The sequence below is a fragment of the Flavobacterium cupreum genome (assembly GCF_003996965.1).
Taxonomy (GTDB): Bacteria; Bacteroidota; Bacteroidia; order Flavobacteriales; family Flavobacteriaceae; genus Flavobacterium; species Flavobacterium cupreum.
Genome location: NZ_QWDM01000015.1, coordinates 14,149 through 34,795 on the forward strand (window position 1 = coordinate 14,149; position 20,647 = coordinate 34,795).

Annotated in this window: 16 protein-coding genes; 9 read left to right on the forward strand and 7 right to left on the reverse strand. The window is 32.9% G+C overall.

Going from position 1 to position 20,647, the window contains the following annotated elements; genetic code table 11:
• Nucleotides 1–44 precede the first annotated feature (44 nt).
• The gene (locus D0817_RS19560) at nt 45–515 is read right to left on the reverse strand and encodes a hypothetical protein (protein ID WP_127340049.1); all 471 of its coding nucleotides are present in this window, start codon (nt 513–515) and stop codon (nt 45–47) included.
• A gap of 2 nt (nt 516–517) precedes the next feature.
• Complete coding sequence (locus tag D0817_RS19565) at nt 518–1,492, reverse strand: heme-binding domain-containing protein (protein ID WP_127340050.1); 975 nt, start codon at nt 1,490–1,492, stop codon at nt 518–520.
• Nucleotides 1,493–1,680: 188 nt separating this feature from the next.
• On the opposite strand from D0817_RS19565, the gene D0817_RS19570 reads away from it, so the two are divergent.
• Nucleotides 1,681–2,802 (forward strand): LytR/AlgR family response regulator transcription factor, encoded by a 1,122-nt coding sequence (locus D0817_RS19570; protein WP_127340051.1) that lies wholly within the window; start codon nt 1,681–1,683, stop codon nt 2,800–2,802.
• A 50-nt stretch (nt 2,803–2,852) separates the two neighbouring features.
• Here the strand turns inward: D0817_RS19570 and D0817_RS19575 are convergent, their stop codons facing one another.
• The 5 genes from D0817_RS19575 to D0817_RS19590 form a co-directional block, all read right to left on the reverse strand.
• Nucleotides 2,853–5,048, reverse strand: coding sequence for a prolyl oligopeptidase family serine peptidase (locus D0817_RS19575; RefSeq protein WP_127340052.1), 2,196 nt, complete (start codon nt 5,046–5,048; stop codon nt 2,853–2,855).
• Nucleotides 5,049–5,080: 32 nt separating this feature from the next.
• Nucleotides 5,081–5,227, reverse strand: coding sequence for a hypothetical protein (locus D0817_RS25720; RefSeq protein ID WP_161568448.1), 147 nt, complete (start codon nt 5,225–5,227; stop codon nt 5,081–5,083).
• A 125-nt stretch (nt 5,228–5,352) separates the two neighbouring features.
• Nucleotides 5,353–7,056: a helix-turn-helix domain-containing protein gene (locus tag D0817_RS19580; protein ID WP_127340053.1), complete on the reverse strand. Its 1,704-nt coding sequence runs from the start codon at nt 7,054–7,056 to the stop codon at nt 5,353–5,355.
• Nucleotides 7,053–7,922 carry a thiopeptide-type bacteriocin biosynthesis protein gene (locus D0817_RS19585; protein WP_127340054.1) on the reverse strand — a complete coding sequence of 290 codons (870 nt, stop codon included), beginning with the start codon at nt 7,920–7,922 and terminating at the stop codon, nt 7,053–7,055. Before D0817_RS19585 ends, D0817_RS19580 begins: the two co-directional genes overlap by 4 nt.
• 3 nt (nt 7,923–7,925) lie before the next feature.
• Nucleotides 7,926–10,223 carry a lantibiotic dehydratase family protein gene (locus tag D0817_RS19590; RefSeq protein ID WP_127340055.1) on the reverse strand — a complete coding sequence of 766 codons (2,298 nt, stop codon included), beginning with the start codon at nt 10,221–10,223 and terminating at the stop codon, nt 7,926–7,928.
• Nucleotides 10,224–10,700: 477 nt separating this feature from the next.
• On the opposite strand from D0817_RS19590, the gene D0817_RS19595 reads away from it, so the two are divergent.
• From D0817_RS19595 to D0817_RS19625, 8 genes are all read left to right on the forward strand, one after another.
• The gene (locus D0817_RS19595; RefSeq protein ID WP_161568449.1) at nt 10,701–12,083 is read left to right on the forward strand and encodes a radical SAM/SPASM domain-containing protein; all 1,383 of its coding nucleotides are present in this window, start codon (nt 10,701–10,703) and stop codon (nt 12,081–12,083) included.
• A gap of 32 nt (nt 12,084–12,115) precedes the next feature.
• The gene (locus D0817_RS25725) at nt 12,116–12,256 is read left to right on the forward strand and encodes a hypothetical protein (RefSeq protein WP_158286326.1); all 141 of its coding nucleotides are present in this window, start codon (nt 12,116–12,118) and stop codon (nt 12,254–12,256) included.
• Between the two features lie 146 nt (nt 12,257–12,402).
• Entirely contained in the window at nt 12,403–13,506 is a 1,104-nt protein-coding gene (locus D0817_RS19600) for a lysophospholipid acyltransferase family protein (RefSeq protein ID WP_127340057.1), read from the forward strand.
• A gap of 29 nt (nt 13,507–13,535) precedes the next feature.
• Complete coding sequence (locus D0817_RS19605; RefSeq protein ID WP_127340058.1) at nt 13,536–14,696, forward strand: hypothetical protein; 1,161 nt, start codon at nt 13,536–13,538, stop codon at nt 14,694–14,696.
• Between the two features lie 776 nt (nt 14,697–15,472).
• Nucleotides 15,473–16,459 (forward strand): 2,3-diaminopropionate biosynthesis protein SbnA, encoded by a 987-nt coding sequence (gene sbnA / locus D0817_RS19610; protein WP_127340059.1) that lies wholly within the window; start codon nt 15,473–15,475, stop codon nt 16,457–16,459.
• A 29-nt stretch (nt 16,460–16,488) separates the two neighbouring features.
• Nucleotides 16,489–17,475: a 2,3-diaminopropionate biosynthesis protein SbnB gene (locus D0817_RS19615; protein ID WP_127340060.1), complete on the forward strand. Its 987-nt coding sequence runs from the start codon at nt 16,489–16,491 to the stop codon at nt 17,473–17,475.
• A 113-nt stretch (nt 17,476–17,588) separates the two neighbouring features.
• Nucleotides 17,589–18,581 carry a TauD/TfdA family dioxygenase gene (locus tag D0817_RS19620; RefSeq protein ID WP_127340061.1) on the forward strand — a complete coding sequence of 331 codons (993 nt, stop codon included), beginning with the start codon at nt 17,589–17,591 and terminating at the stop codon, nt 18,579–18,581.
• Between the two features lie 115 nt (nt 18,582–18,696).
• Nucleotides 18,697–20,643: a cyclic peptide export ABC transporter gene (locus tag D0817_RS19625; RefSeq protein WP_127340062.1), complete on the forward strand. Its 1,947-nt coding sequence runs from the start codon at nt 18,697–18,699 to the stop codon at nt 20,641–20,643.
• The last annotated feature ends 4 nt before the right edge of the window (nt 20,644–20,647 follow it).

Consider the following 20,647-nt stretch of genomic DNA (forward strand, 5'->3'; position numbering starts at 1 on the left):
GTAATTCTTTCCTGAAGTGATGCGAAATGTTATATCGTAAAAGATTAAGGTGTCAAAGCCATCTGCTGAGAACGGATAAATCGTATTCTTTTGTTTTTAGCTCCGGAAGTTACTTTTTTTAAGGGATGCCCCATGTACAATTCATATTGTGGAAGAGAATCTCCTTTGAAAATCAGCCTTTCTACCTGTGTAATTTGATCAGGGATATTAGCCCCGTACCATAACGAATCTGCTTTTTGCCTCCAGATAACTTCATATAATACGGCTCCTTTGGGATAAACACCATTTACGGCTACAGAAGCATGATCAAAGGCTATTTTATTGCCATATAAAGTCGACATCGATGCCTTATCCGGATCAATAGAAAATGTAATAGGGGCCAATAGAAGAGGATTTTCAGGCAGTCCATCCAATGCTGAGACAGATGCTTTTTCATTACTATTATTTTTAGTATTTCTGTTACAACCTGACAATACAAGGACAGCTGCGATGATGATGAAGTGAAGTGGTTTCATATTTATTTACTTTTATTGTAACTATTAAATTTTTTGAGACGCAAGGGAGTGGTAAAAACGTAATCATTATTCTTAACAGGATTATGGCAGGCGATACATTCCTGATCAAAGTTGGCATTATCTCCGTATGGTTTCAGGTCATTTCCTTTCCATCTTGCCCATCCCCATCCTTTTGTAGACTGATATTTTTTTGAATCTTTTATCATGAATTCCACCTGAATAAAGGCTCCGGCAGACACTGTTCCGTCTTTTTCTGTTTTTTGTTTCCAGGCTGTTTTTGCAAAAATGGCACCATCCGGCCAGGGATTCGTTTGATTTTCTTCAATAGCTTTTACCGCGACGCTGTTTCCAAAAATAATGCGCATGCTCCCGTTGTCAAAACGATCCGAAGTACTAACGGCTTTCCAGTTTCTGAAATCCGGTATGTATGAAATTTTATTCAGCGCCGGTTTTACTTTGGTATAATCGGTTATTGTTTTATGGAGTATTATGTTGTCCTGATCTGCAGCACTGGTAAGAGGCGAGATTTCCGGTTTTATTTTTCTTACTGCTTTTGAGCTGACATAATTTTTTAATATGGCTATCGAACGATCATCTAACCGGGCAGAGGGATGTAAAGCAGTGTAACTTTTAAGCGGCATTTCGCCCGATAGTATTTTGTTGAAAGCATAAAAAAGTAGCGAATTTTGCTTTTGTTTATTTAAATTATCCCAATCAGAAAAATTCAGGACCTTTCTGGCATCATTAATATGCGAACTAACTATAAAATTAGCCGGAGTTATTTTGTCAAACCAGCTAAGATTTGTGGTATTAGAATGACAGTCAAAACACGAATTCCTTAAAATGGTATTTACCTCTTCGGGAACATCCGTTAAGTTTTTTGTTGGAGTACTATATTCAATTTCTGCAGGTCTCCAGAACTGTACAGCAATAAATGCTAACAACATAATTGCGGCTATTTTAATTCCCTTTTTCATTCGTTTTATTTTTAGATGTAATACATTAGCAGATCAAAATTAGACGTAATTCCGCTGCTGTAGCTGCTTTAATTAGCTGAAAGGGATTTTTTTGACTTTTAAGCCGAATTTTTAAAGCTAAATAAATTGCTTACTTTAGCCCCGATGTAGATTTCTAAATTAGTTCCATTTAAGGATTATAAAAACACATGAAAAAAGCGCGGCTCTACACTTTGACACTTGCAGGCATTAGTATTGTTGTTCTGATTATTAGTTTGATATCTTCCGGTTATCTTTATTCTTCAGCCAAAGAAAAGTTATGGAATAGTAAATTGGAATCCGGAGAGCGGGAAGCCCGGGAAATTTCGCGTCTTTTAGAACAGCAGCTTCACAGCGGATTGTCTAAAAGCCAGGTGATCCGTAATCTGCAGATAAGCATTGAAAATACCGATATAAAAAGTGATTTTATTTGTATGTACGACCGGAAAGGAATTGAGCTTTGCCATCCTAATCCGGCATTTGTCGGGCAAAAAATTCAGGAGAATAATTCTCAGGTAAGCGGACTATCGGATAAAAAAATAAAAACGTTGAGCGCTGTTTTGGAGCAGGGAAAAAAAACGGGAGGGATGCGCCTATTTCCTAACAATCCAAAAAGAAATTCGGAAATCGTAAATATAAATCCTGTCTCGGGAACTGACTGGATGGTAGCTTCGCACGCCAATTTAGCTGTCCTGGAAGAACAATTATCTGATTTGTACCTGCAATTTGTGCTAAGTTTACTTTTAAGTACACTATTTATCAGTGGTTGCTGCTACACAATGATACGGCTCATATACCGAAAGTACGAAGCAGTTTCAGATCTTGAAAAGAAAGAGCTGAATGACAAAGTCAATGAACTTAAGGTATTAAATTTACAGTTGAACGCTAATCAGCAGAAATTGCAAAATGTGCCCGATACGTTAGTTAATGATACCGCAAAAGAGCCGGAAATCACAAAAAAGAGAATTCTTACCTATCATAAAGATGAGCTCATAAAACTGGATACCGATGATATTGCCTACATTGTGCTGGATACCGGAATTACTTATATCTATACCTTTGACAATCGTCAATTCAACAGTAATAACAGTCTGGACGAGATCATGAAATGGCTGGATCCATCTGCTTTTTACAGGGCCAACAGACAGTTTGTAGTGAATATCAGGGCTATTACGACCATATTGCTTTATGGAAAAAATCAGTTGAAACTAATTATAAAGCCTGATCTGAAGACAGATGTTCTTATCAGTAAAAATAAAGTTTCAGAATTTAAGAATTGGCTGGACCAGTAAAACGAATACGCAATAGCAAGTCCGGTATTCATTAAAGACAGTACTAATTTTTATTGCCGAACGTTGTAGTTTTCTTTTGAAAATTTAAATTTTGGATGTCCCATTTGCCAAAGAGCATAGGCAAATTCATCTGCATAATTATTGTATAGCTGTAAATTGGAGCTGTTTATTCCGTGGCCGGCATCATAGTTTACGGCAAAAAGGATTTCGTTTTTAGAAGATTTAATACTTTCCAGTTTCGCTACAAATTTGGCGGACATCCAGGGAGCTACCCTGGCATCATTCATCCCTACAGAGATAAGGCACGCAGGATAATTTATACCTTCCTGAAGATGATGAAAAGAATCTATTTCGGCCAGCATATCCAGTTCGGCCTTAATGAGAGGATCTCCGAGCTCTTTCATGCTGTTTGGGCCATTAGGCGCTTTGGCAATTCTAAGCGGATTAAGAAAGCCATCATAACAAATCATCACTTTAAATAAATCCGGGCGTTCGGTTACGGCCCTGCCCACGAGAATTCCTCCGGCGCTTCCACTTAAGACAGCTATTCTGTCTTTTGTAGTTATGTCACTTTTGATAAGATATTCGGCGGTAGCAATAAAATCTTTCCAGGTATTTGGTTTATTTTTTTTCATTCCGCTTTCATGCCATTCGTCTCCTTTTTCCCCTCCGCCTCTTACATGTGATATGACGTATATACCGCCATTGAGGACCCAGGTTAGTAATGTTGGCTGAAATCGGGGACTTTTGGAAATTCCGTAAACACCATAACCATCCAGCATGACATAGTTTTTCTTATCCCGTTTTAATTTCTTTTTGTAGATTATACTGACAGGAACCAAAACCCCGTCATAGGAAGGAATTTCAATTTCGGCGACAGTAAAATCATCAAATTCCGGGTAGGACACCACTGGAGCTGTTTTGTATTCAATGAGCTTGTTTTCAGAAGATTTGTAGTTAAAAATTCTGTTTGATTCCAGCCATCCGCTTGTCGTTATGCGTAAGCCAGTACTATATTTATCAGTTGAAGTAAGGTATATATTCCCTGCTTTTACAGGCAGATCAATATTTTTTATTTTACCGTTTTTTACCAAATATAATTTGGCTTCAACTCCATTTTTTTTAGTCGAATAAAATAGGCCGTCGCTATTTACAACGAAATCATCTATAATTTCTTTAGTATTTTCTTTTACGATTACTTCAGGAGCATTAAAATTAATAGTAGAGATTTTAGTACTAATAATTTTAAAATTCGAAGCGTTATTTGCGGAAATGCAATATAGGTCATCATTTATCAATAAAGGATTTAATAAACGATCACTTTTCTTGTATAATGCTTTCCATTCTATTTTTGGTTTTTTTAAATCATTGATATCGGCATAATAATAATCCAGGTATATTGCTGCCCCGCTCAGGGAAGCTAAGATATATTTATCTTTCAAATCTATTTTTTTAATAATCGGAAAGTCAGATCTTACGATTTGTAGCTCAGGATTGTTTTTTTTTGAAAAAAGAACCCTATGTCCGGACGCGTCATCTCCAATTTTATAAAGAACAGCTTCTGTGTCTAAAAGATAATTAGAGGATTTTGTGTCAATATCGGGTATGTTTACGTAGATTATTCCGCTGTCGTCCGGTAGCCAATTAATTCCACCTATTTCAGAGGGCCAGCAATTTGAAATAATTGTTGGTAATAATTTTTTTGTTTTAAGGTCAAGAAAGGCTATTTCTGCAATTTCTTCCCCATTTTTAGTAAAACTTAGTGCAATTTTGGTCGCATTCCAGGATGGTTTAAGATAAGAAATGGTATAAATATTTCCTGTTTCTTTTTTATAGTCTGCGGCATCGAAAAGTAAAACTTCTTCTTTTCCTGTTTCTTTTAAGTAAAGCTTGTCTGATTTGTCTGTAAGGGATCTTTTTAAATAATAAAAAGAATTGTTTTCTGAAATCGTTAATAATGCTACACTAAATGATTTTCTTTTTTCAAATTCAATGAATTTTTCAACCAATTCATTTCTTCCTGAAATATTGTCAAGCACATATCTTGCTCTGTTATTATGATCTTTGAACCATTTTTGGACTGTATCATTTTGTAAATTTTCTAAATATTGAAAATTATCCATAATTTTAGTATTTGAACGGCTGTCTTCATTTAGCTTCTCACTTACAGTTAAATCCTGGGAAAAAACAGGAAATGAGAAACTTAATAAAAACATCAGATGCAGGAGTGCTATTTTTTCTATCATTTAGTGTAACATTGTTTTTTTTAAGGTTAATTTTAAAGTATAGCATTCCCCCTTACGGTAGTTGTAGTAATTGGCGGATCTATGGCACCACCTACAATAACATTTTTATTTTTAATTTCTGCAACTTTGAATTTTTCTAAAGAAATTCCTTTTCCTTCACTTTTTAATCTTTTTTTCATCTTGTTTATATTTTGGTTAATACTTTGGTAAATGTATAATATGAGTTTATTCAAAAATATTACAGTTACTCCATATTTATAAATATAGACAAATTTCTTTTTTTAAATTATTGATTATAAGTGATTTATACCGTTTGACTTTCGTTTTCTTCTATTTTTTTTATAAAATAAGACGGTTGTAAACCCGTATTATTGTAAAATGCCTTAGCAAATGATTCCGAATTACTAAAGCCAACTTCCTCAGAAATAGCTTTAATCGTATACATTCTAAATTTTTTATCGCTTTTTATTTTAGTTATTGCATAAATAATCCGCATATCATTTATATACTGACTGAAATTTTTGCCTTTATAAAAATTAATAATTTTAGATAAATAACTGCTATTGCTTCCAAATTCCTTAGCGAGATCCGTTTGTTTTAAATTTGGCGTGAGGTATCCGTGTTTATTTTCAAACTCCACTAACTTTTTCATTATCTGATTTACTATTTCAAGAGGTAAATCGATTTCATTTTCTTCTTCCTGTGATTTTATTGCTATAACTGCTTCACTGCTTGAGTTATCTAAAAGCGGCGCTTCCATTAGTTCATTAAAACGCTGTTCAAAAAAGATCTTTCTGTTTTTTATTTTTATGGCATAATAAATCGCTAGTACGATTCCAATTAACAATAAAAAGGATAAAATGCTAAAGAAATAGTTTTCATTCCTGATTTGTGAAATTAAATTTTCTTTTTCAGTTAACAAATTGGGTGTGTCGTAGCTTTTATTAATACTTTTTGTTAGAATTATATTGTTGAATTTGAAATAATTATCAACTTCGATCAATCTGTTTAGGTAATAAAGTTCCTTTTTTTCATTATTTTGAATTTTACTAATTTCTATCATACGGATATAATTGTCTCTTATATCGCAGGAATATTGTTTCGTTTTAACCAGGATCGAATCGACCTTTTCATAATAAACAATCGCACTGTCAATATTTTTATCTTTTTTAAAAATATTTTCTCCCTGGTAAAAATAACATACAGCCAAGTTTAAGGGGTCATTCGTCTGGTTGATTAAACCAATAGCTTTTTCTAAATACTGCTTACTTTGGTTAAAATCACCTTTAATATTTAAGCATAATCCTTTATACATTATATAATAAGGATAGTAGCGATTTGATTTGTCAAGCGTTTTCAATTCATTATTGAGGTATGAGAATGCAATATCAACCTTATTTAGTCTGATATAAATATCTGATAATACCCACTTTATGAAAATAACATCTAATGTTTTGTTTGGTTTCTTCTTGAAATAATTTAAATTTTCCAGAAATAAAGGCAAAGCTTCGTCGGATCTTCCCAATTCGATTTTTATTAATCCGATATACCTCTTAATTAATAATGTTTGTTCAAAATTCCCCTGGCTTTTGGAAAATTTTTCAGCGATCAGCACATTTTTTAATGCCTGATTTAAATTCATATTCAGTAGAAAATAATTCGCTTTAAGCATATATCCTTTTGCCGGATAAACAGAATCAGGTTTTCTTTTAGTCAGTGAAATGATGGAATCTGCATATTTTAGCTGATTTATCTTTCCTGCATGAATTATTGCTTTGGAATACATTGCATCTGAAATTCTGAAAATATTACCCGACGCTTTAGCCTTTTCATAATAAATATTAGAATAGGCAATTTTTTCGTTTGGATTTAAGCTCGAATTATTAATTTTTTCATCTAACTCTGCGAAACTTAAATTTTTATTTAATACTTTTTTTTCAGAATTATTTTGTTGGGAGAAAATTATTCCGGTAACAAAAAAGAAAATTAATAGATAATAATTTTTCATTTTTTATATATAATATATTTATAATATTTGTTCATAAAATCGTAGCATATAAGTTCATACTCCCTCTGCTTAGATCGAAATGTTCTATTAATATTCATATGAACGAATGATGCAATTAATTCTAAAGTATAATTCCTGTCATCGCTGGGGACATTGTTTAAGATTTTTTTTATTGTTTTTACTTCGTCTGTTTTAAATTTTATTATTTCACTAAGGCCCTCCAGATATTCGGGATCACGTCCTTCTGTTAGAAACAGTAAAATTTCGGACTTATAATTTGAATATAATTGGGTCATTTTCGTTATGTTTTCTTTTTGAATATTATGCTCTTGTTTAAATCCCAAATATTTATCTTCTACAAATTCCTGACGTGCTTCCATAGGTATTTCAAAATATTTTAATAAATTATTAATCATGTGCAATGAACTGAAAATTCTGGCAATCTCATCAAATTCGGGTGTGGTGTTACTGATTAAGGCAATAATTTTTCTGCTGTTATAATAAAATAATTTTTCGGAATCAAGTATTGTATTTTCTCCATATCGTTCTATTTCTCTTTTATAAGTCGGAAGAATAATGTCATAAATAGTATCATTCTGAAGCAATTTAGATAAATGCAATGTTATTAATTCAATTACATCCCTGATAACATTCACATTAGTGAGATGAAAACGTATTCTCAGGTGGTCATCCGGATCGTTATATCGTATAAAAAACCACTGATCAATAAGATTCTGCTTCAATAATTTTTTGACTATCAGTTGAATTTCATTAATCAGAATTTTATCGGCAGTATGGTTACCACAATAAATTTTATAGTAGAGCCACTCTTCACCCACGATAAAATTTCTTTTTATTTTGCTCATTTTTTAATCCATATTATAAGATTTAAGGCCCACTAAAAATTGATTTGAAAAATGGTCATTTTTAGCTGTAATAACTTTTTCTGAAGGAAACAGGAATTCTTCTAAAATAAATTTTTTCCGATTTTTAATAGTGGCGAATAACATTTCCAGGCTTGTTGTATTTTGCATATTTACTAATAAAGTGTTATCCCCATCTAGTAATGAGACATATTGAGGCAATGGTTTCTGTTTTACAGAAGAAAGCATGTTATGCGCAAGACCCACTGCCTCTTCATTATCAATTTTATACTCTTTATTCAGATAGTTAAAAAAGTGAGGGTTTCGTTCTTCAGTAAATATCCATGTTGCTTTTGACACGATACAGCTGCCTGTGGTTATTCTTGGCAGAAAATCATACAGCAATTCTAAATTATTTTTATTGATTCCTATATCAGCCTTGCAATTTTCAAATTGCATGTCGCACAAAAAATGGTAGATAGGTAATGCTTTGTTAGAAAAATTATGGGCGTTGGTTAACCTTGGAATAATTTCCCTGTTATGTTTTTTGCTCCATAAAGTAAGACGGCCATAATTCATCTTCAGCATAATATCTTCAATACTAATTTGATTTGCCGCAGCGACATTGGATTGCGCTAAATACGGAATCTCATATTCCCTGAAAGTTGGCCTTCTTAGTACATTTCCTGTCCTTGCTTCAGGCAAATGAATAATTTCGGCAATAATTTTATCACCGCAATTTTCTGATTCATATGTCGTGATTTCATTGGCAAAATCGTTGATATCGGAATTACCGTAACAAAACCGGGCCATTATATTGGCAGCGCCAGAGCCTCCAATGCTTTGAATGACAAGCCATTCTTTTTCATTCTCCTGAACAATTTCAAAAATACATGAAAATGTGATTGGGAGGTTTTCATTAGAGAAATCAGTGTCAGCAAAATCATTAAAAGTTATTGCAAAGCTATTTTTATTATTGATCAGTGCGTTTTTAATTTTTTCATGTATTATTTTTTCTACATCGTCTAAAATAATGTTTGGGATGTTAGATTTTCTTTTTAAATCTATGCTGTCCAATAAAGGTGATACATCATAATTTTCACTCTCTGAGCCGTATCGTATTCCTGTTTCAAAATCTAATGCTTTAACTAAGGGTATCGCTTCATCTTCATACCGCCTGATAAATGCTTTTTTAAAATTTTCAAGGGATGTCTTTTTTGGTTTTGCTGAGATTTTGTTTAAAAGCTTTATCGCATTCAATAATTCATTTTTGTACTTCTCATCTAACTGGAATTCATTTGAGTTTAAAAACAAATCGGTCTGAAATAAATATTTCTCGTTAACTGTAACTTTTTTATTTCTTAAAGTTTCAGAAATATTTTGATAATGGTTTTGTTGAAATTCTTTCAGTTTGTCAATTTTAGACAGTTTTCCGGATAAGGTTTTAAGATCTAAACACAAATCGGTATCCTCTTTACGAAGCATGGTTTTATTCTTTTTTGCCAAAGCGGCATTTTTTGGATATTTTTTAAAATCCTGTACATTCACCAGTCTATTCGTGAAATCATCACCGGTAAGTGTGATTTCGAGCTCTGAAACCAATATTTGATTACTGATTAATTCAAATATAAAGGCTGCTGCTTCAGGCTCTTTTATTTTTTTTGATTCTAAAACTTTGACTAAATCCAGTTTTGATATTCCAAAAGCCGATTTATCGAGAACCAAATCTAAATAGGTACTCCGCTTCACTGCCTGAAGGGAATATTTTCTAGTATCCAGATTCAGATCGTACTGAACATACCGGTAATAATCGCCTAATTTGTATAAGGTTGTATTGGGATAAAAAAGTAATTCATTTTGAAGTACTGAATTGGTTTGTAGTTCATTTCCCAGATTTGCGAGGAACTGCATATCAAAACGTGTTTTCCGATAGAAAGATTTTTCAGGATCAATATTAATTTTTGTCTGATGCCCGAAGGTTCCGAAACCTGTACCTGAAAAAAGGCCAAATGGTGTACTTCTGGTTGACATACGAATAAGATACTTTAAAATCGAAAGTTTAATTTTATTATGTTTTTTACTATTGTAATCCTCAAATGTGATCCATTTTAGCACTTCATTATAAAAATCAGGTGAAGCTAAAAACAAAGCCTCACAAATATTCTGGTCTTTTAGGGTTTCAATTATGGTATCACGCTCAATAATAGATGCTTCAGTAAGTTTAGTATAAAAATTAATAGGATAGGATGGAGTTCTTACTACAAAAGAAGAAAAAAAACTATAACCTATTTCTGATTTACACATAAATTTAATATAAGAATCGGATGTCAAAAATAAATATTTAATTTATCAATTTAACATTATTTATAGAAATAAAGTTATTATTTCTGTAAACATTTTTCCATTTCCAATAATATATGGTAATTTGAGATTATAAAACCATCTTTTTTAACATTATCGGAAAAGCAAAACTTTTCAGAACAATCATTAAGTGATTTATAAATGTCGACTCCAGATTTATAAATCCGGCCTAACGGTGCTTGTTTCCTGTCTTTTCATGATCTAGTTTTGGCTGCAGGAGAATAATTTTCACGCACCGCCTCAGTTTTAGAATAAACGAACAGTCCTTAAAAAATCAAATAATTTTCAGCTCACTATTTAAATATAATTATGGATTCCATTTTTATAATTAAATCAATACAATCAAATTTAGCCTTCCGGGAAAAACGAGATATAAATGAAATATAATTTCAGTACAAAAACATTTAAATGAAAATGAAAATGAAATATAAATTATCAAATTATTTAGTTTTTTCCCAGCCTATCATAACAAACAAATATGTCTTAGTTTATTCTACTGTTTCGACTACAATGATATTGATACAGCTTGATTTATATCATATTTTAATGACGAATGTATTAGATGAAATTGAACATGATCTTATAGAAAATTTAGTAAAAAATAAAATAATAGTAGCAAACGATTTTGATGAGTTGGATGCTATCATTAAGGATAACAAAGAGGCTATTCACAATGAAACATTACTCTATCAGGTTATCTCGCCCTCTGCCAATTGCCAGCTCGGTTGTGGCTATTGCGGACAGGTTCATACCAAAAATGGTTTGGATGAGAACTTAAACAAAAAAATTGTTGAAAGAATTGCCAAGAATCTAAAAGCAAAAAATTATAAAGAATTAGGGATTAGCTGGTTTGGCGCTGAGCCTTTGATGGGTTTGCTCAATATTAAGAAATTGTCTAAGGAGTTAATCGAACTGGCTTCGAAAAACAATTGCGGTTATTCGGCTAAAATGATTACAAACGGACTGAGTTTAAAAAAAGATATTTTTTTTGATTTAGTTGAAAATTATAAAGTAAAAGATTTCGAGATAACTCTCGACGGTACTGCAGAAAATCACGACTTAAGAAGGCATACTAAACTTAATGAAAAAACATTCGGACTGATCTTTAAAAATCTGAAAGATATCGTCAGTGATCCGAAATTTGATCAGTTAACGTGTTTTATACGAATACGCTGTAATGTTGACGGCTCCAACTACAAAAGTGCATTGGATTTAATTGAATTGCTGGATAAAGAAAAAATCCTTACTAAAATATCATTTTATACGGCACCTATACATTCCTGGGGAAATGATGCGTATTTAAGTTCCTTGTCGCAAAGGGACTATTCTAAGTTTCAGATTGAAGAATATTTGATGTTGATGAAAAAAAATCATTCTATTGCAATTCTTCCCGGAAAGAAAACCAATATTGTGTGTACCAGTTTGCATGAAAATGCCGAAGTATTTGATGCAGACGGTAATGTCTATAATTGTACAGAAATCTCGCAAGTTGAGGTATATAAAGAGGTTGAAGCATACAAAATTGCTAAACTGAATAACGAATCCTACAGTAATACGGAAAGGTCATTCTCTTCCTGGAATGATGATATTTTAAATGGAGAAGTTCCGTGTACGACCTGTCGGATACTACCCATTTGCGGTGGTGCCTGCCCGAAATTATGGAAAGAAGGGATTTCGCCATGTCCTCCTATTAAGTACAATATCGAAGACAGGCTGTTGTTGGAATTTAGTAAAAGAAAAAACGAGTATTTACAAATTAAAGATATTGTTGGCCAAACACTAGGGGGAAGTCGAAAAACCTAAAAAGAGTAGACAAATATTTAAATCATATAAACATGAACGAATTAGAAGATTTGAAAAAAGAGTTAGAAGTAATTGAACTTGAAGAAAGACTGGAAATGGTTCAGCTATTTGCTGCTGATGGTCCGCAAAGCCCAAATGGCAACTCTAGCTGTTGCTTTTCATCAGGCCACTAGAAGTTAAATCTAAACACCTAAGAAACATAATTGTTTCGTAGGTGTTTTTTAGTTCATGCATCCTTTTTTTTAACGATGATCTGAAAATACAGTATAAGGATACGATTCAAAAATGTTGGTTTAAATAAATGGTAATAAAATAGTATATGGAGGATTATTTAAATTTAATTGAGCAAAAAGTAAATGCATTACGATGGGAAGAGGAATCTTCAGAAGACAGGATAGAGTTTTTAAAAGTAGCTGCGAATGGCAAAAAGATAAAAAATATAGAAGACGATTTATTTTTTAAAAACTATTCGATACAAAAAAGATTGACCATTAATGAAATTAATAATTTTTCAATTTTATATAACGCAGGAAAAATTAAGATTTACGGAGAGGAAAATTTGATTTTAAACGGTCCGGCTTTTTACAGCTCATTTCATATTGGTGCCTACATGACGATCCCCATTTTACTGGCTTTGAAAAAAATTACTTTTTCGGTGGTCATGGACGACTATTCTTTTCAGAGAAAGCTTCGATATGAGAACCCCAATATCAATCCTGAAACATCGGGAATTGACTTAAACTTAAAAATAAATCCGGATTTCTTAAATGCTGAAGATACCAGGTCAATTTTTAAGATGATGCGAAACATTAAAGAAAATAAGAGCCTGTTTTCTTATCTCGATGGGAATACTACCACGATCAATGATCAAAAACATTCTTTGAAAGTAAAATTCATGAACAATGAAATCAGTACTCAAAAAGGAATTCCTTATTTATGTCATTTACTCAAAATACCCTTAATTCCAATTTTCGCTTACAGGGAAGATAATCTCATTAAAGTGGTGATAGAAAAACCCATTTATCCTGTAGAAGACAAAGATGTATTTTGTGAACAGTCTTTACATCAGTGCTGGAGCATGTTCGAAAAAGTGCTGGCTAAGTTTACGGAACAGTATGAGTTTTTAAATAAAAATATTTTTATTTCAAATCAGGAACATACAAAAGCAAAGGAATTGGAATCCAGAGCAGCTGATTATGCTTACCAATTTAATTCGCAACGCTATAATTTTTATATAAAAGGCGAGGATTATCTTTTGTTTAATTACGATTCAATGCATTCACTAAAAATCAATAAGGGATTGTATACTTTATTACGAAAATTAGAAAGTAAAAAATTAAATCTTACGAAGGCGGAACTCATTCAGTTTATTCCGGACCAAAACTTTGTGGAATCCCTGATTCAGAATCAAATTTTAGTGTAAAGAAAATTTTTCAACATAAAAGCCCTATTTTGATAGATAATGATAAAATATATGAGATTGAATTAATAAGAAATAACGAAAGTTATTTGGTATTATTCAGGGAAAATTATTTTTCTGTCAGTAAGTTATTTTATGAATTATTGGAGGAGTTGAAAAATAATAGTCACCAAAAAGAAAAATTTATTGCAGCAAAGAAAATCAGCAGTGCGAATTACGACGAGTTATCCCGTATCGTTTCCGGTAAACTTGACTATATCGTCAGGGAGAAAAAAAGAAAAAAAAGTTATATTAAGCTGGCCATAACTATATTGTCTGGAAAAAGAGTACTGCAGATTTCCCGGTATTTATCGTTTTTCTTTCATAAATCCATTTTCAGGGTATTGTTTCCGATTGTTATTTTCACCGGAATTGCCTCTCAGCTTATTTTAAATTTAAATTATCGAAACCATTCCTTGTTTGCTATGTCATGGCTCGACTATGTATTTGTTTATTTTACTTTGCTGGCCATTATGCTTTTTCATGAACTCGGACATTCATCTGCCAGCCATCATTTTAAAGTTGCGCCCAAAGAGATTGGTTTTGGTTTTTACATCATATTTCCGGTTTTGTATTCGAATGTAACACGCATCTGGAAATTAAATAAAAATGAAAAGGTCATTGTTAATTTAGGCGGAATTTATTTTCAGGGTCTGATCAATTGTTTTTTATTGTTTTTTCTGATCATAAATGAAAACAACAATTCATTTACTTATTTGATGCTGATAATAATAAAAACAAATCTTTTCGTAATGGCTTATTCCCTAATTCCATTCATCAGAAATGATGGCTACTGGATTTTTTCGGATTATTTTAATATCATTGATTTAAATAAAAAATCGTACACCTATATTTTTGATCTGATCAGAGGAAAGGTAAAACTCAAATATTCTTTATTAATTTTTAGTATGGGTCAGTATGCATTTGTTCTTTATGTATGCTCTCACTTTTTACTAGCTATCCCACTTACAATGTCAAAGTTTATATTTTATGTTTTGAATAATGGTTTTTTGAAGTTACTTTCATCAAATACCACGTTATTATTTCAGATGTTATTTTCGCTATTTATTGCAATTATGGCGGTCGTTGCATTTTATAAATTTATTAAACTTCTATTTGAGAAAAAAAAGGAAAGGATTTCATTAAAACTATAATCGCCGAAAGTTTTTTTGATCGATACGGCTTTTCCCCTGATGTTTTAGGCATTAAATTTCCTCAATCCATTCTTTAACTTTTCCACTTCTGCTTTAAGTTTGCATTACAGCAGACAATTCTCTTAAAGTATCTACTGTTTTTTCACGCCGTAAAGGATAGCCCTGAAGAGTTGCTTTAAATTGTCAGTTTTCTGAAATTTAAAACTTTTATTTTCTTCCGTATTTTCAATCCGTCCGACAACTTGATTTTGATTTGTGTTTTGTCATAAATAAGAGACTTCCTGACCTTGAATAATTTCTAAATTTCTGACGTTGTTTTTATTTTTTTAAGAAGAATTAATAGCAGCTTCCCTTCAAAAAAAAGACTCTTACCGTATTTAAAAATTGTAAAATTCATCGCAAGTTTCAATTGTAGTTATCCCGAACTGTCATAAGTCCAAAGATTGTTCTTTCCAGGATCAAAATAAAGGGTGTATTTCTCTATTTACAGGAAGAATAAAGGCTTTTTTATACGAATTATGACGATTTTATTTTTGTTATAATGTATTGATAATTAAACACTTATAATTAATTTATTGCTCATTTTATAAATATCGACACTACATTTATAAATGTCGATTGCTACCATTTGTTTTGAACGACTCCTTCATCTAGTTTTGGATTCAGGTAATAAGAAAACAGCATTTACATGTTTATTTCAAATTAGTACCGGAAAAGAATTTCATCAATATTGAGTATTAAAAATATCCCATAAGTAAAACGACATTCCATTTATCATGATAAATAATATTTTAAACAAAGTAGGCAATACACCGTTAATTTCTCTCCCAATGGAAGAGAATTCAAACCTGAATATTTTCGCCAAATTAGAATTTTATAATCCTACGGGAAGTGTAAAGGACAGAGCTGCCTGTTACATTATTAGTCGTTTATTAAACGAAGGCATCATCAATAAAGACACTATCCTTATTGAATCCTCTTCGGGTAATTTTGGGGTTGCTCTTTCGGCATATGCAAAGCTTAATGGCTTAAAATTTATCTGCGTCATAGACAAGACCACCTTACCGGTTAATGAAATGCTTATTCGTCTTCAGGGTGCTGAAGTAATCTGTATCACAGAGCCGGATCAGCATGGAGGCTACTTAATGAACAGAATTAAAAAAATACAGGAAATACTAAGTACCACAGATAATATTTACTGGATTAATCAATATGGCAATCCACTAAATGCCCAGGCGTATTACAATTCTTTAGGGAAAGAAATTTGTTTTGAAGCGCCCCGACAAAAATTGGATTATTTATTTATGGGAATAAGTTCTGGCGGAACCATTACAGGCGTCTCGCGAAAAGTTAAAGAAATGTATCCTAATGTAAATATTATAGCCGTAGATGTTTACGGATCTGTAATATTTGGCGGAAAAGCACGTAAAAGATTTATTCCCGGCATTGGTTCCAGCATGAGACCTGACATATTAAACGATGCCAGGATAGATGATGTTGTCTATGTAAACGAAGAGGAAACGATAAACTCCTGCAGAGAATTACTGGAAGTACACAATTTATATGCAGGCGGATCTTCGGGCTCCGTTTATGCTGCAATAAAAAAATATTTTGTACAAAACGAAGTTGATTCACAGGTTAATATAATGTGTGTTTTCGCCGACAGAGGCGAAAGATACATCACCACGATCTATGATGACAACTGGTGTGAAATGGTGAAACAGTACAGTTTAAGTACTTCCCTTGAACCAGTTATTGAATAAAACATTAATCCACTACTAAATAAATAAAAATGATATACTTAGGAGATAAAGATGTAAAGCATATTCGTCTTAATTGGGAACAAAACATAGATGTGATTGCCACAGCAACTCAATGTATAAAATCGAAAGATATTGCGCAGCCCGTAAAACCATATTTAAGATATGGCGATCCTAAAAACAGAATTATAGCAATGCCTGCTTTTATTGGAGGGGATATAAACAGATCCGGGATCAAGTGGATTGCCAGTTTTCCTGATAATATTAAAAAAGACATACCACGTGCTCACGGTGTTATAATTCTGAATGAGGCAGAAACAGGACAACCCTTATGTGTCATAAACAGCGGGTCCATATCGGCCATCAGAACAGCTTCAGTAAGTGGTTTGATTGTTCGAAAATTTATGGAGCTTAAAAGACATCATAACCTGAAAATAGGAATCATTGGTTTTGGCCCTATTGGCCAGTATCATCTGAATATGTGCAGTGAGGTATTGGGAGAAAATATTGGCGAAGTGCTGTTGTACGATCTAAATGGTATTGTCCCTCAAAATATTCCTGATGCCATAAAAGATAAGGTAAGAGTGGTAGAAAGCTGGGAAAAAGCATACGTCAATGCAGATATTTTTATTACCTGTACCGTTTCAAAAGAACCTTACATCAACTTAAAACCAAAATTGGGTTCCCTTCATTTAAATGTTTCCTTAAGGGATTATAAAACAGATGTTTTTCCCTGGTTTGTAAAAGGAATGATAGTCGATGACTGGCAGGAAGTGTGTCGGGAAAATACCGACGTTGAAAATTTTAATAAGGTAAATGGATTGCAGGAAAATGATGTCAGGCTTATTCAGGATGTCTTAAATGATTTTCTCTTCACTTTAGATAAAGATCAGCCCATTATGTTTAATCCGATGGGAATGGCAGTCTTCGATATCGCAATCGCCAATCATTATATGGGATTGGCAACGAGAGATAATGTAGGTGTTGTACTGGATGACAGCGTACCACATTTAAATTAAAACAGGATAGCTTTTTATGGTAAGGTATTCACTAAAAAAAAGCTCAGGAATAGTTATCGAATTTTTAATATAACGGGCATTAATTAAAATTTAAACATCATAATTTTTAAACAATGGAGACTTCTTTAAAATCAAAATCTACTCAGGAATTTCAATTTGGTGAAGGAATTATTATAAAAACCGCTTCAAAAGAGAATCCTTTTACGATAAGTTCTACTACACAAAGAGATACTTTAGAATGGGCCGAAGAGCATAAAGACCAGATAAACAGCCTGCTTCTTGAACATGGGGCAATACTTTTAAGGGGATTTAAAATTGACGGCGCAGAAAATTTCAATGAATTATTTTCAACTTTTTCCGGCCAGGCAATAGAGTACAAGAACAGGACTTCACCGAGAGATCAGGTGTATAGCAATGTTTATACCTCGACCAATCACCCAAAGAATCAAACGATTCATATGCATACCGAAAATTCATATTCGAATATCTATAATCGAATAATTGCATTTTACTGTCTGGTACCTGCTCCAATAGGGGGAGAAACCCCAATTGCCGATGAGAGAAAACTTTTGGCCAGTCTGAAAAAAGAAACGATCGAAGAATTTAAGGCAAAAGGCATTCAGTATGTCAGAAATACCATTCCGGGAATAGGATTAAGCTGGGAAACTATTTATCAGACAGAAGATAAGGAGCAGGTCGCTAAAGTCCTTCAGGAAAACGGTCATGATTTTGCCTGGGTAAACAACGATCATTTAAGAATCAAATGGACGCTTCCTGCTTTTCAGGACCATCCTCTTACCGGTCAGGAAATGTGGTTTAACCATATGTTTTTTGGGCACAAAAGCCTTTATGATCCCTCTGTTCTGGAATATTTTGACGAAGAAGATTTGCCATTTGCGACTTATTATGGCGATGGAAGCGAAATCAAACCGGAAGTAATAGAAGAGTTCGTAAACTTTTATAAAGAGCACTCCATCATTTATACCTGGGAAAAAGACGACTTCCTGTTACTGGATAATCTAATGTTTTCACACGGAAGACAGCCATTCAAAGGAGACCGTACCATTTTGACTGCTATGGGACAGCCCCAGCACATGAAAATTTAAGGAAATAAATAAAGAACCAATAAACAGATAATTTTCTTTACTAAAAGCAATCGATAAAAAAAATTAATCAATTAAACAGTAAGATCTAATTCAGGTTAAAATATAAATAAATAATATGGAAAATATAGTTTACAAATTGTATTTGATTAATAGCATAATCGCTTTTATAGGATTGTTATTTTTTGGAGTAGTAATTTTTCAAAAAATAAAGAAGGACAGAACATTGGACTTTTCTTCTAAAAAAGTGTACAGCTATTTTACAGGATTCTTAGTACTCAGCCCGGTGATCCTTGCGCTTTACTATATTCCGGTAGCGCTTTATGACGAAGATTTTTGGCTGGACAATAAATATCAGTATTTACAGGAGCAAAATGCAGTAATGCTTTTAGGGATTATTATTGTGGCTTTTTACGCCTTAGTAAGGATTTCAATGTTCCTTCCGCATAAGAATCAATATTATGATATTGGCTCGCAGTTATTGTTGCTGAGTTTGTTTCCCGGTGTAGCAAGTGCTGTCAATGTTATGATTATCAGTAAGTTTATTACCGACGATATAAAGGCCGGATATTTACTGTTATTCTTTGCGGTAACGACCTTTATTTATATTGTGACCGTTAGGATCAGTAAAAGAAAAACGGCAAGCCTGGGAATTTTATTAGCACATAAATTTAACATAATTATTGCCAGTAAAATATTTAAGATCCCTTTCAGAAAATATGAAAAACTGGCCAAGGGAAAGATTTACACGATCCTAAATGATGATATTAATGCCATTTTTGCTTTTTCGCAAAATGTAGTGAACATCTATACCACGTTTATAACCACGGTAATGGTACTGATCTACATGTTTACTTTAAACATCATCAGCTCACTATTGCTTATAGGAGTAACTATTGTAATCATGGGACTTCTTTTCTTAATGTCCGGACGACTGAAAAGAACAGGACATACAGCAAGAAGAAAAAGAGAACACTACACTAATCTGATCTCCGGCTTGCTTAACGGATTTAAGGAACTTGTTTTGCATAAAGTAAAAAGAGATCGCTTTCAATCCGATTTAGCTAAAGTAAGCAAGGACTATTACGATGCCAGTCAGGCAAATATTAATGTTGGAATTGATGCGGCATTATTTTCAGAACTTTCATTCACAATCGCTGTAGGGGTCTCCTGCCTGCTTTTCCCTGTGATTTTTGATTTCAACAAAGAATTAGTTACGGCTTATGTAATAGCGGTCCTGTTTTTATGGGGTCCTGTGGGAGCTTTGATTAACGGAGTGCCACAAATAATAAATGTACAGGTTTCATGGAAAAGAATTAAGGACTTTCTGGAAAACGCAGACACAGACGAAATATCCTATAATGATACTGCAGAAAATTATGAAACCGTAAAAGTTGAAAAGATAAGTGTCAACAAAGTTTATTTCCAGTATCAGAGTGAAACTGAAAACCAAGACATCACATATGGTATCGGACCCATAAGCTTTGAGGCAGACCGTGGCGAGTTAGTCTTTATAATTGGCGGAAACGGCAGCGGTAAAACGACCTTTTTAAAGTTACTGATCGGTCTTTACGAGCCGGATTCCGGAGAAATCCTGATTAATGGAAAAGCGGTGACTTCAAAAGAATTAAGCGAGTGTTTCTCAGTTATTTATAGCGACTTCTACCTGTTTAAAAAGTTATACGATATACAGGAACACCGATTAGATCAGGTCTATGAGTGGCTGGAAGTACTTCAGCTCTCCGACAAAGTTAAGATTGAAGACGGTGTATTCAGCACCATAGATTTATCTAAAGGGCAATGCAAACGTCTGGCGATCTTAAAATCATATTTAGAAGACAGACCTGTTTATTTCTTCGATGAGGTTGCAGCAGATCTGGATCCTGAATTCAGAAATTTCTTCTATAACGATTTGTTGACAAAAATGAGAAATGAAGGAAAGATATTAATCATAATTACGCATGACGAAAACTATTTTGACATCGCTGATAATATCTACAAAATGGAAATGGGCAACATTGTGCATTTAAATAAAGAAGCTTTCAAACTATCAGAACACATTTAAATTA

Excerpts from the sequence above, each read along its gene's own strand:
- D0817_RS19575 (WP_127340052.1), bottom strand. The coding sequence starts at position 5,048 with ATGATAGAAAAAATAGCACTCCTGCATCTGATGTTTTTATTAAGTTTC.
- D0817_RS19615 (WP_127340060.1), top strand. The coding sequence starts at position 16,489 with ATGATATACTTAGGAGATAAAGATGTAAAGCATATTCGTCTTAATTGG.
- sbnA (WP_127340059.1), top strand. The coding sequence starts at position 15,473 with ATGATAAATAATATTTTAAACAAAGTAGGCAATACACCGTTAATTTCT.
- D0817_RS25720 (WP_161568448.1), bottom strand. The coding sequence starts at position 5,227 with ATGAAAAAAAGATTAAAAAGTGAAGGAAAAGGAATTTCTTTAGAAAAA.
- D0817_RS19625 (WP_127340062.1), top strand. The coding sequence starts at position 18,697 with ATGGAAAATATAGTTTACAAATTGTATTTGATTAATAGCATAATCGCT.
- D0817_RS19570 (WP_127340051.1), top strand. The coding sequence starts at position 1,681 with ATGAAAAAAGCGCGGCTCTACACTTTGACACTTGCAGGCATTAGTATT.
- D0817_RS19585 (WP_127340054.1), bottom strand. The coding sequence starts at position 7,922 with ATGAGCAAAATAAAAAGAAATTTTATCGTGGGTGAAGAGTGGCTCTAC.
- D0817_RS19565 (WP_127340050.1), bottom strand. The coding sequence starts at position 1,492 with ATGAAAAAGGGAATTAAAATAGCCGCAATTATGTTGTTAGCATTTATT.
- D0817_RS19620 (WP_127340061.1), top strand. The coding sequence starts at position 17,589 with ATGGAGACTTCTTTAAAATCAAAATCTACTCAGGAATTTCAATTTGGT.
- D0817_RS19580 (WP_127340053.1), bottom strand. The coding sequence starts at position 7,056 with ATGAAAAATTATTATCTATTAATTTTCTTTTTTGTTACCGGAATAATT.
- D0817_RS19595 (WP_161568449.1), top strand. The coding sequence starts at position 10,701 with ATGAAATATAAATTATCAAATTATTTAGTTTTTTCCCAGCCTATCATA.
- D0817_RS19560 (WP_127340049.1), bottom strand. The coding sequence starts at position 515 with ATGAAACCACTTCACTTCATCATCATCGCAGCTGTCCTTGTATTGTCA.
- D0817_RS19590 (WP_127340055.1), bottom strand. The coding sequence starts at position 10,223 with ATGTGTAAATCAGAAATAGGTTATAGTTTTTTTTCTTCTTTTGTAGTA.
- D0817_RS25725 (WP_158286326.1), top strand. The coding sequence starts at position 12,116 with ATGAACGAATTAGAAGATTTGAAAAAAGAGTTAGAAGTAATTGAACTT.
- D0817_RS19600 (WP_127340057.1), top strand. The coding sequence starts at position 12,403 with ATGGAGGATTATTTAAATTTAATTGAGCAAAAAGTAAATGCATTACGA.